8 protein-coding genes are annotated in these 12,956 nt (G+C 36.8%); 7 read left to right on the top strand and 1 reads right to left on the bottom strand.

What is annotated here, in order from left to right; translation table 11 throughout:
- Positions 1 to 4: 4 nt before the first annotated feature.
- Entirely contained in the window at positions 5 to 628 is a 624-nt protein-coding gene (locus tag OQH61_RS09380; protein WP_266027169.1) for a hypothetical protein, read from the bottom strand.
- 246 nt (positions 629 to 874) lie between these two features.
- On the opposite strand from OQH61_RS09380, the gene OQH61_RS09375 reads away from it, so the two are divergent.
- The 7 genes from OQH61_RS09375 (at position 875) to accA (ending at position 12,938) form a co-directional block, all read left to right on the top strand.
- On the top strand, positions 875 to 1,786 hold the full coding sequence (locus OQH61_RS09375) for a pseudouridine synthase family protein (protein ID WP_266027168.1): 912 nt from the start codon (positions 875 to 877) through the stop codon (positions 1,784 to 1,786).
- 63 nt (positions 1,787 to 1,849) lie between these two features.
- Complete coding sequence (locus tag OQH61_RS09370) at positions 1,850 to 7,297, top strand: alpha-2-macroglobulin family protein (protein WP_266027167.1); 5,448 nt, start codon at positions 1,850 to 1,852, stop codon at positions 7,295 to 7,297.
- Between the two features lie 47 nt (positions 7,298 to 7,344).
- A complete protein-coding gene (pbpC, locus tag OQH61_RS09365; RefSeq protein WP_266027170.1) occupies positions 7,345 to 9,600 on the top strand; it encodes a penicillin-binding protein 1C in 2,256 nt (751 codons plus the stop codon).
- A 49-nt stretch (positions 9,601 to 9,649) separates the two neighbouring features.
- The gene (gene fabG, locus OQH61_RS09360) at positions 9,650 to 10,393 is read left to right on the top strand and encodes a 3-oxoacyl-ACP reductase FabG (protein WP_266027166.1); all 744 of its coding nucleotides are present in this window, start codon (positions 9,650 to 9,652) and stop codon (positions 10,391 to 10,393) included.
- A 62-nt stretch (positions 10,394 to 10,455) separates the two neighbouring features.
- Entirely contained in the window at positions 10,456 to 10,686 is a 231-nt protein-coding gene (gene acpP / locus OQH61_RS09355) for an acyl carrier protein (protein WP_011115570.1), read from the top strand.
- Positions 10,687 to 10,764: 78 nt separating this feature from the next.
- Positions 10,765 to 12,000 (top strand): beta-ketoacyl-ACP synthase II, encoded by a 1,236-nt coding sequence (locus tag OQH61_RS09350; protein WP_266027165.1) that lies wholly within the window; start codon positions 10,765 to 10,767, stop codon positions 11,998 to 12,000.
- Positions 12,001 to 12,011: 11 nt separating this feature from the next.
- A complete protein-coding gene (gene accA / locus OQH61_RS09345; RefSeq protein ID WP_266027164.1) occupies positions 12,012 to 12,938 on the top strand; it encodes an acetyl-CoA carboxylase carboxyl transferase subunit alpha in 927 nt (308 codons plus the stop codon).
- Positions 12,939 to 12,956: the final 18 nt, after the last annotated feature.

The raw sequence follows: 12,956 nt of genomic DNA, 5'->3' as shown, positions 1-12,956 counted from the left end.
GCCCCTAAAGACTTATCACATATCTTAATCCAAAAATAGGAGCAAACTTCACATCACGTAGATACTGATGAGTAGTTTGCTGAATAGTCTGTGTGCGCTGCAAGGTAAAGCTTTTCATAGGATATTTGATAAAACATTCAAAAGAGTGATGACGCAAAGCCAAAAGTCTGAATCCCCCACTTGCATAAGGGATGAAGCCTCCTGTGCTTGCAACTTCATTTTCTAAAAAATTCATACTATTTATTGCAGCTTCGCCCCCTACAAATACTCCAATGCCAAAGTCTGAAGTGATAAATAAATCATATATAACATCTGCATTTAATCCGATTCTTGTAAGTGTTTTGAGATGTCCGCTCCCCTTGAGATAATCAAATGACATATATCCACGCACACTCAATCCACGTAGATTCTCAAAATGATATAATCCTCCGCCTATGATATTTATCCCACTGCCTTGATAGTTTAAAGTCTCATTTTTTGTGATATTACTATTTTCTTTATTTTGCGTATATATATCTGCTTGTGGCATACTCAATCCTCCTACGCCAAAAAGCAATCTAGCATTTGCTTCACACATACTCATACATATTGCAACGATACAAAAAAATGATTTTTTACCCTTTTTCATTATTTCTCTCCCTCAATAATCTTTACATTAGAGTTATAACATAAAGCGATACGGGGGGGGGGGCATAAAAAGCAATGTTTTATGCTAAGATTTTTTTATAAAGTGTAAAAATGTAATGCTCAAATCACTTAAAGATTGAAAGCCACGCACGAAAGAAAATGTATAGAATCTTTATAAAAGTGCCACACCTAAAGGGAGAGCAAAGCAAAATGTATTACAATATGCCCCATATTTTAAAGGAGAGCTATGCCTTTTGTTACCAATTCTTATCACATTACGCAGCCTACTCCCGCTTTTTTATTTCTTATGCGGCATAGAGGCTATACGCAAGCGCAAGCTCAAAAAATTTTGGACAAAAAACGTCTCAAACAACATAATCGTATCATTACCAAAAATGAAATTATTTGCGGACAGGTAGAATTAAGTGAGTTTGAAGCCTGTGATATATCACTTGAGCCACTTTTTTTCAATGAAGATTTTTGTATATATGATAAACCCCATAATCTCCTTACACACCCAAAAGGCAGATTCTATCATTATTCGCTCAATGATGCTCTCAAATCGCGTTTTGGTAACTCTGCTCATACTATTCATCGTCTTGATAAGCAGACAAGCGGACTTGTGTTGTGTGCGATTAATCCTCAAAGTGAGCAAGAACTAAAAAAACTCATAAGTTCAAGACAGATTCATAAAACTTATTATGCTATTGTTGAGGGCAAGCTTACACAGGAGTATCTTATTGATGAGCCTATTGCTTTGCAAAAACATAAAGGCACAGATTTATCTATCAAAAGTATCATTAGTCCCTATGGCAAGCCAAGTCGCACACAACTTTATCCTTTAGCCTATCATTCACCCACAGATTCTACTCTTGTCCGCGCTGTGCCTCTCACAGGTAGAACTCATCAAATCCGCTTGCATTGCGCTCATATTGGACATAGAATCTTAGGCGACCCGCTTTATGGTGTCAAAGAAGAATATAGTAGATTCTATCTTGAATCTCCTCTATTGCCTCCTCATCAATACGAAAGCTATTTTGGCGCACCACACTTATGTCTCAATGCGCATACTCTTGCCTTTGCTTTTAGGGACAAACATTATCGTTTCACAAGTTGTTATAATTTTGCATTTATGCCACATTTTACAGCATATTTTTAGTTTTATGTGTATAAAATCTGTTTTTTTTTTTTTTTTGATATTTTTACCTAAATGGAGTGTTCAATGCGCTATTTGCAACATATATGGAAGTTTTTTGTATTCTTTAATTTTATTTGTACATTGACTTTTTTTACTGCTTGTTCGGATAATAAATTTGTAGAGAGCTATACTCAAAATATTTCTACTACACCAGAGATACTTATTACTTTCAATCAACCCATCGCATCAGATAATGCCGAAAATATAGGTATTCTCTATAACTTAACCGAACAAGATAAATTTGTTACACTTAATGGAAAATCCGTGGTTGGACAATATAGTTTTAAATCTCCCTATGAGCTTCTTATTATCCCAAATGGTATATTAGAGCCAAATACAGATTATACACTTAATGTAAAACTTGCAAAACTTGCTCAATCGCTCTTAGAGGATACCATTAACCTAGAACTTCGGACTGATACCACAAAGATAGAAACCTCCAAACTTCTTCCTCATTACATTGATGATAAAAATTTTTTTATATCAGCGCAGATTGTGCTTTCTCAAGAAATAAAGGCTCTTGGGAATACGGCAGGTATTTCATCGGTAGATTCTAAAGAATTACGCTCAATCTTTGCTCTTAAAGATGACACAGGCAAAGAAATTGATTTTACTCTTGCTCCACAAGCAAATAAAGATTTTGTTATCACAAGCCAAAATTTAACCTTTGATGATAAAGAAAAAAGCTATGAACTCACTTTGTATGCCAAAGCTTTGGGTTTGGAAAAAGATGAGATATTGCGTTATGTGCGTGAAAGTGAGGGTTTAGAAGTAGTAGATATTCAAGCGATCTTAGATGAAACACCTCATATTCAAGTGCATTTTTCCCAAAATCTTGCTGATAATGCCAACTTGGAAGATTTTGTCTCTATAAATCCACAAGTGAAGGCAAAAATTATAAAACAAGGCAACATTATGAGGATTAATGCGCCTTTTAATCCCTCTACAAGCTACAAAGTCCATATTAAAGAGGGGATTATGGCTATTGACCGCTCACGTTTAGAGAAACCAAAAGATGCTGATATAGTGTTTAATCAAATTCCTCCCTCACTTGCTTTTTCCCAACAAGGCGTATTTTTGCCAAGCAATGCAGAGAAAAAAGTTGCCTTTAAAAGCATAAATGTTAAAAAAGTCAATCTTAAAGTAAGTAAAATCTATCCAAACAACACCACAGCTTATCTTTATAAACAAAACCTCATTGGTGAAACCAAATATAATAATGCCTCAAATAGCTATGATGAGGACTATTATGATGATGAATATAGTGGAGGGAGCGGAATATACGCAGATTTTGAACGATTAGGCGATGTGGTATTTGAACAAAGCTTTGATATTGCGCTACAAAAAAATCAATGGATTCAAACCCAACTTGATTTTTCTGCACTTAAAGAGCAAGAGGGCATATTTATTATAGAGCTTAGTTTTGATAAAAATGGGGTAGATTATGATTTCCCAGAGGGCACTTCGCAGTGGCGCAAAGAGCAATTTTTCAATCAACAAGGCAAGATTATGAAGCATTTGATTTTTTCAAATATTGCACTTTTGGCTCAACAAATTGATAATAAACTTGAAGTATTCGCCCTTGATATTGCAAGCAATAAACCTCTGCCTCAAGTAAAAATAAATGCCATTAGCCCTAAAAATCAAACTATTGCCACCTCTACTACCAATGAGCAAGGTTTAGCTCACTTTGAATCTGCGCAAAAAATAATGTATCTAAGCGCTACCAAAGGCGAAGATACGACTATTTTGCGTCTAAAAGCTCCCCTTAGCCTTGAGGGCTTTGATGTAGAAGGATTACAATCCCATCAAAATACTTTTGCTTATATTTATACCGATAGAGGCGTGTATCGTCCCGGTGATACTGCCCATATCAATATCATTGCGCGCACAGATTCTAAACCCATAACACACCCTATTCAGATAAGCCTCACTTCTCCACAAGGCAAAGTAGTGCTTGAAGATTTTTCGCTCAAAGAACAATTATTTGGGCTTTTTGCTTATGATTTTAAAATAGACAAAAACGCCGATACAGGCATTTGGCGACTGAAAACTAAGGTGGGAGGAAGTGAGTTTTGGCATAACATATCAGTAGAGAGTGTCGTGCCTAATCGCATTAAAGTAGAGGTTGCAAGTCCGGAACATATGAATCTCACGCAACTTAAGAAAAATGATAATACCCTCTTCTTTGATATTCACTCACATTATCTTTTTGGCGCACCTGCAAGCAATCTCAAATATGAAAATAAAATTTATATACAGGGCATAAATTTCTATGCTCCCGCATATAGTAGCTATACTTTTATGCACCCCTCATCTTTACATTATAGCTTTAATGATACCTCAGAGGGGCAACTCAATGAAAAAGGTCATACGCAAAGTTCCTTTAATATAAAAAATACAGAGGATATAGGCAAAAATCTCCGTGCTTTTATTACAACAAAAGTCTTTGAAAATGGTGGGCGATTTGTAAGTGCAAGAAAAAATATAGATATTGCACTCTATGATAGTTTTGTAGGGATTAAATCCCCTCCTCGCTATGTCAGTGCAGATTCTGAAATTCAAATCCCAATTATCGTCCTATCCAGTGATACACAAAAACCCCTTGCCCATCATAACCTTAGTTTTAGAATCTATCAAAATAGCTATTCGTGGTGGTGGGATTATGATAATTACAATGAATTTGCTCACTCCATTAAGAGAGATAAAAATACTAAACTCCTAAAAAGTGGCACACTTATCTCCAAATCAGAGCCTGTTATGCTTACATTTAAACCTATTCAAACAGGAGAGATTTTCATTGAAGTAGAAGATGAAAGTAATCATAGCAAAAGTGCAATTTTCCTTTATGCAAGTGAGGCTGGAGAACCTATACAAGCTCCAAAAAATACACAGCTTAAGGTTCAATCCGATAAGGAGCAATATCTCGTAGGGGAGGAGGCAACTATAAATTTTGAAAGCACGCCCGATGCACAAGCACTTATTACTATTGTCAATCAAGAAAAAGTGTTGGATCGGTTTTGGATTCATACCAAAGAGGCACAAAGCAGTTTTAAAATTCCGCTTAAAAAATCGTATGCGCCCAATATTTATGTTGCTATCAATTTATTACAAAACTATCACAAACTTGATAATGACCGCTCACAAAGGCTTTATGGTGTATTGCCACTTATGGTAGAAGATAAGGATTCTAAACTCACGCTTGAAATAGATGCTCCCCAATCAATCCGCCCAAATACTGACTTTGAAGTAAAACTCTCTAATAAGGAGGGCAAAAAAGTTGCCTATACTCTTGCTATTGTTGATGAAGGATTACTTGATTTAACAGATTTTGCTTCGCCAAATCCGTGGAAATATTTTTATCAAAAAATCGCTCTTGCACTTTCTGCCTTTGATAATTATAATCTTATCATCGGCAAGGACATAGGGCACATACATCAGATTCTTAAAGTTGGAGGAGATGAGCTCACAGCAGGAGCAAATCGTAAAGACTTGCACCAAGCCCAACGTTTTAAGCCTGTAACATTTTACTCACCACCCATTATGAGCGATGAATCTGGCAAAGCGCAATTTAACTATACTATGCCCGCTTATATGGGGAGTGTGAGAATTATGGCAGTGGCTGTAAATGATAAAGCCTATGGGAGTGCTTCAAAGGATATGAAGGTAAGCGCACCTGTGGTAATGCTCCCTACTCTCCCTCGTAGCCTTAAAATCGGTGATTCTTTTACCCTAGCTATTGAGGTATTCCCTACTCAAGATAATGTAGGCAAGGCTACTCTTGCTCTTGCAAGTGGTGAAAAAATCAAGCTTGAAACAAATAACATCACGCTGACCTTTAAGGATAAAAAATCCCAAACCATTCATATTAAAGCCCAAGTGGATAAGGAAAGCATAGGGCAAGATTTTATTGATATTGCGCTCAAAAGCGGAGATTTTAGTATGCAAGAGCGCACAGAAATTGATATTTTGCCAAATAACCCTTATATCACTCTCAATAAAAAATTTACCCTGCAATCAAAAGATTCGCTCACACTTGAAAATCCAAAAGAATATGTTAGAGATTCTCAAATGGGCTATGTGCTTGTAAGCAATAAGCCTATTATGAGCATTGACCATCGCCTCAAATGGCTTATACGCTATCCTTATGGTTGTATTGAACAAACCACTTCAAGTGTGCTTCCTCAACTTTTTCTTACGACTTTAAGCAAGGCAAATTTTATTGATAAGCCCACAATAGTAAAAAATATTAATGCTGGCATTGCACGTATAGCTACATTTCAAACAAGTAATGGCGGGTTTGCTTATTGGCAAGGAGGCTCTGCTTCAGATAGTTGGGGAAGTGCGTATGCTGGACATTTCTTATTGCTTGCTAAGGCACAAGGATATTATGTGCCAGAGAGCATTCTTAAGGCGTGGATACATTATGAAACTCATTATGTAAAAAATACAACTGATGTGCCCACTACAATTTATCCGCTTTATTTACTTTCTCTTGCTGGAAGCCCACAAATAGGACTCCTCAATAATATCTATGAACATCATTTTAAAAAGCTTGATGTAGGAGATAAATGGCTTCTTGCAGCGGCTTATAAGCTTGCTGGACTTGAAGAGGTTGCACACAAAATTACAGAGAATCTCCCTACCAAAAGCACAACACGTGATAATTCATATTATCGCTTTAGTTATGGCTCACCATTGCGTGATGATGCAATGATTCTTAAAGCTTATACAGATATTTATAAAACCCCACATAAGGAGCTTTTAACATATATTCAACAGCAACTTGAAGGCGATGAGTGGTTCTCTACTCAAACGCTCGGATATTCGCTTCTTGCTATTGCTGCTACACTTCCTCCTCAAGGCGTGGATTCTCAAAATAGTTTTAGTGTTACATTTGATGGCAAAAGTTTTGAGGGCAAAGACACACTTAAGATTCCATTTGATACTACAAAAGGTAAAATCACTTCACAAAGTGCCTTTCCGCTTTATATTAGTCAAGTATGGGATGGAATCTTACTCCAAAAAGATATAAAGCCGAGCGCAAAAAAGATTGCATTAGAGCGAAGTTTTGTAGATGAAAAAGGAAATGAAATTAATGTAGATTCTTTGCCCTCTGGCAGCACATTTTATCTTAAGCTTACCCTTACAAACGCAGATAAAAGTGTAAGCGTGGATAATGTGGCTATTAGCCAAAATCTCCCTAGTGGTTGGGAAATTGAAAATACACGATTAAATGATGACAAACTCCCTGATTTTGTGCGCAATGACAATATTACTTACACAGATATACGCGATGATAAGATTATGTGGTTTTTAGATTATTATGGAAAAAGTCGCACTCTTTTTGTCAAAATCAACACTATCACACCGGGTGCTTATCTCTTGCCCCCTGCAAATGCAGAAGCAATGTATGATAATAGTTTTCTTGCCAATACAGAATCTAGGGCTGTTGTAGTAACACCTCCGTGATAAGAGCATTCTTTTTAACTTATTTCAAAGTGCCATTTTTATTGTTTATGGCACTTGTGATACTTTTTTGTATCTATGGTATAGGCGTATTTGTAAGCTTTTATGTTACACTTTCCCCTCATAGCGACCTTTTTGAATCTAGATATAGCAAAAGTGTCCTTGATAGACATAATCATATCCTTAGTGTATTTTTAACGCCCACGCAACAATGGCATCTCAAATCTCCCTCACCTATTCCGTATAAAATACGCACAGCGGTACTCACTTATGAAGATAAACGTTTTGATTCACACTTTGGCATAGATATATTCGCGCTTTTGCGAAGTGCTAAAAATAACCTTGCCTCCTCAAAACGCATAGGTGGAAGCACTATTAGTATGCAGGTAGTCAAATTGTATTTAAACCTGCCGCGCACTTATGCAAACAAAATCAATGAATTTTTTCAAACTCTCGCGCTTGAAGCTACTTTTAGTAAAGATGAAATTTTGCAAATGTATCTGAATAATGCTCCTTATGGAGGCAATATTATTGGGTATCATTCCGCTGCTCTTTTGTATTTTAACAAAGATGTTAGTTCTCTCACTTGGGCAGAATCCGCTCTTCTTGCAGTGCTACCTAATGCACCGGGTTTATTTAATCTCAAAAAAAATACACAGATTCTCAAAAATAAACGCGATGCACTTTTGGTTAAACTCCACAAGAAAGGCTATTTTGATAAAGAGATTCTCTCTATGGCTCTTAGTGAGTCTCTTCCTTTGCGCAAGATACATCATCACAATCTTGCACCACACCTTAGTCTTAAACTTATTGCTACAAAAAAGCAAAACAATATCGTTACTACGATTGATAAAACACTCCAATCTCATTTAGAATCTACAATCAAACAATATCACAACAAGCTCCTTTCTCAAGGGATTTTAAACCTCGCTGCACTTGTAGTAGATACACAGAGTGGCGAGATTCTTTGTTATGTTGGTTCGCAAGATTTTTTAGATATTGATAATTTTGGGCAAATTGATGGAGTGAGTGCAATGCGCTCTGTGGGCTCACTTTTAAAACCTTTTCTTTACGCACTTAGTATTGATGAGGGGCTTATCGCACCTCAAAGTTTTCTCGTAGATGTGCCTTTGTTTTTTTCTAATTTTAATCCGCAAAATGCTAGCAAAACCTATCAAGGCTTAATTCCCGCGCAAACTGCCTTGCAAAAATCGCTCAATGTGCCTTTTGTCAAGCTCTTGCAAAATTATGGTTATGAAAAATTCTTTTTCACATTGCAAGATATGGCAGGATTTAAGGCAAGTAATGCACAACATTATGGTTTATCGTTTATACTTGGCTCAAAAGAAATGAATATGCTTCAAATCGCACGCCTTTATCGTGGATTAGCTCAATATGGGGAATTTGGAGAACTTTATACACTTTTAAATACCCAAAAGAAACCCACTAAACGCTTTTTGAGCAAAGGAAGTGCCTATCTTACACTTCAAACGCTCAAAGAATTACAAAGGGAGGGGGATTTAGACTATCATAGAGAAAAAATGGCATTTTCGTGGAAAAGCGGCACAAGCTATGGCAGAAAAGACGCTTGGGCAGCAGGGGCTAGCCCAAAATACACCATTGTGGTTTGGGCTGGAAATTTCACAGGCAAACCTAATCCAAATATCTTTGGCGTTAAAACGGCAGGCACATTGCTTTTTGAAATCCTTGAAGGACTCCCTGATAATAACATTAGTTTTTCTTTTCCTACAGAATCGTTAAAAAACATTGAAGTGGATAAATTGAGCGGATATGGCGTGAATGATGAATTAAAAAATTTGCTTGAGGAGAGCAAAATAGGAACTTCAAATATTCTTTTTCCTACTTTAGCTAAACCTCTGCAACCCTCGCCTTTTTTGAAAAAAGTTTTTCTTGCAAATGGAAAAGAAGTGGATTCTACTTCTAAGGACTTTCTTTGGGCAAAACCTTCTCTTGTGCTTAAACTTCCTATTAATGTTTTAGCTTATTATAAACTTCAAAATGTCAATATCCAAAAACACCTCTTGGGGCAGCACAAAAGCCTCCAAATTATCTATCCTACAAATCATCTTAAAATTATTCAGCCTAAAGATTTTTCAGGGCAACAAGAGCTTATAATCCGCATTGCCAATCTAAAAAATCAACAAGTATCGTGGTATTTAAATGAAAAACTTATCCACACTTCTACACAATCTACACTTAAATTATTTCTTACTCGGCGTAGTTATTCTCTTGTCATTGTGGGTGAAGATGGGAATATGGATAGCATAAGCTTTAATGTAGAATGAACAAAAATTAGCTAAAATAAGCTAAGATTGTGTAAAAAAAGGAGATACAATGAAATTCAATGGAGAAAATGTGCTCGTTACAGGCGCGAGTAAAGGAATTGGAGCACAAATTGCTAAAACTTTGGCAAACTATGGGCTTAAAGTATGGATAAATTACCGCTCAAAACCTGAACTTGCTCAAAAAGTAAAAGAGGAAATAGAATCAAATGGCGGTAGAGCAGCAGTGATTAAGTTTGATGTAAGCAGGGAAGAAGAATTTGTTGATGGGTTAAAAGTTATTACACAAAGTGATGAGAAATTAGCCTATCTTGTGAATAATGCAGGAATTACAAATGATAAACTTGCATTGCGTATGAGCGTAGAAGATTTTCAGAGCGTAATTGAAGCCAATTTGAAATCGTGTTTTATCGGTTGTAGAGAAGCTTTAAAAATAATGAGCAAACAACGTTTTGGAAGTGTTGTAAATATTGCTTCAATTATTGGTGAGCGTGGTAATATGGGACAAACAAATTATGCAGCAAGTAAGGGTGGAATGATTGCAATGAGTAAATCTTTTGCTTATGAGGGCGCACCGCGAAATGTGCGCTTTAATTGTGTTACACCCGGTTTTATTCAAAGCGATATGACAAATGAACTTAAACCTGAAGTAGTAGAATCTTATATCAAGAATATTCCTCTCTCACGTTTTGGGCAGGCAAGTGATGTGGCTGAAGCAGTGGCGTTTTTGCTTTCAGAATCTTCAAGCTATATTACAGGTGAGGTATTAAAGGTCAATGGTGGGCTTTATATGTAGTTTGCCATTTAACAAATCTTTGTTATAATGGCAGTTTTAAGTTTAAAACCAAGGAGAATACAATGGATACATTTGAAAGTGTAAAGGCGGTAGTTGTTGAACAATTAAGTGTTGATGCAAATGAAGTAAAGCCAGAATCTCGTTTTATTGAGGATTTGAATGCAGATTCTCTTGATGTTGTTGAGCTTGTTATGGCTCTTGAGGAAAAATTCTCTATTGAGATTCCAGACGAAGAAGCAGAAAAAATCAAAACAGTTAAAGATGTTGTTGCTTATATTGAAGCAAATAAATAAAGTATAAAACCTTATAGAATCCGCCACTGCTTTAGAAAGCTTGGATTCTATAACCCCTTATAATTAAAAGGAATAATAATGCGTCGAGTAGTAGTAACTGGTTTAGGAATGATTAACTCATTAGGCTTAAACAAAAGCGACTCTTTTAAAGCTATCGTCAATGGACAATGTGGGATTAAAAGAATTTCTTGCTTTGATGTAGAAAATTTTCCTGTCAAAATTGCCGGTGAAATTACAGACTTTAATCCTGAAGAAGTCCTTGACCCGCGCGAGGTAAAAAAGGCTGACCGATTTATCCAGCTTGGGTTAAAAGCAGCAAGGGAGGCAATGAGTGAATGTGGATTGCTTGAGGGCAATGTCATCAATATGGCACTCAGTGAGCGATTTGGTGTTAGCTCTGGCGCAGGCATTGGCGGACTTGGTAATATTGAGAAAAATTCCATTGCCTGTGAGCAAAAGGGTCCTCGCCGTATTAATCCATTCTTTATTCCCTCTGCACTTGTAAATATGCTTGGAGGCTTTATCTCTATTGAATATGGACTTAAAGGTCCAAATCTTGCAAGCGTTACAGCGTGTGCAGCTGGAACACACGCTATTAGCGAAGCAGCAAAAACCATTATGCTCAATGGTGCAGATGCTATGCTTGTAATTGGTTCAGAATCTTCAATTTGTCCTGTGGGAATAGGCGGTTTTGCAGCAATGAAAGCCTTAAGTGATAGAAATGATGAGCCATTGAAAGCTTCGCGTCCATTTGATAAAGAACGTAATGGATTTGTTATGGGTGAAGGTGCTGGAGCATTAGTGCTTGAGGAATATGAAAGTGCCAAAAAACGCGGTGCAAAGATTTATGCAGAACTTATTGGCTTTGGTGAAAGTGGTGATGCTAATCATATCACGACTCCTGCTCCACAAGGTGAGGGTGCTTTAAGGGCAATGAAGGCAGCTCTTAAAATGGCAAATAAATCTGTAGATTATGTTAATGCACACGGCACAAGCACAGCTTATAATGACCTTTATGAGACAATGGCACTCAAAGCTGCTTTTGGCTCTAAAGAATCTGTTCCGCCCATAAGCTCTACAAAAGGACAAATTGGGCATTGCTTGGGTGCAGCTGGTGCAATAGAAGCTGTTATTTCTATAATGGCTATGCAAGAGGGTATTCTACCTCCGACAATTAACCAAGAAGTTCCAGACCCTGAATGTGATTTGGATTATATCCCTAATAACGCGCGTGAGGCGAAAATTGATGTTGTAATGAGCAATTCATTTGGCTTTGGTGGCACAAATGGCGTTGTAATATTTAGCAAAATCTAATAGGGAAGATAATGGCAACCTATCTTGATTTTGAGCAAAAAATTAAAAATCTCCAAGATGACATAGAATCTGCTATGATAAGTGGCGATAATGATGCTATTTCAATTCTTGAAAAAGAGCTTGAGAAAGAAGTATCTAGTGTGTATTCTAATATAAGTGATTACCAAAAATTACAGCTTGCACGTCATCCTGATCGTCCTTATGCAATGGATTATATTGAATCTATCCTCAAAGATGCTTATGAGATTAGCGGAGATAGACATTTTAAAGATGATAAGGCAATCGTATGTTTTCTTGGTAAAATAGGCGAACAGACTACAATGATTATTGGTGAAGAAAAAGGAAGAGGCACAAAAAATAAACTTGCACGTAATTTTGGTATGCCAAGCCCCGAAGGTTATCGCAAAGCTTTACGCGCAGCAAAGCTTGCCGAGAAGTTTCATATCCCTATTCTTATGCTTGTAGATACACAAGGGGCTTATCCCGGATTAGGAGCGGAAGAGCGCGGACAAAGCGAGGCGATTGCTAGGAATTTGCAAGAATTTGCCAAACTCAAAACACCAACAATTGCTGTTGTTATTGGCGAAGGAGGAAGCGGTGGCGCATTAGCTATTGCAGTGGCAGATAAGCTTGCTATGATGCAATATTCTATTTTTAGTGTTATCTCTCCAGAGGGTTGTGCAGCAATATTATGGAACGATCCTTCAAAAATAGAATCTGCAACAAAAGCGCTTAAAATTACGCCTATTGAACTTAAAAAATGTGGGCTAATTGATGATGTTATTAATGAGCCACTTATTGGTGCTCATAGAGACAAGGAATCCGCGGCAAAAGCTATAGAATCTTATTTCCTTAAAGCTTTTGAGGAAATATCACACGATGACAACTATTTGAATAAACGTTATCAAAAGCTAATGAATTATGGAGCTTTTAGTTAATAGGGGTTTATTAACCCC

It is taken from the genome of Helicobacter sp. MIT 21-1697 (assembly GCF_026241255.1).
Taxonomy (GTDB): Bacteria; Campylobacterota; Campylobacteria; order Campylobacterales; family Helicobacteraceae; genus Helicobacter_C.
Note: the sequence above shows the minus strand (reverse complement) of the source record. Positions and strands in the feature narration are given on the sequence as shown.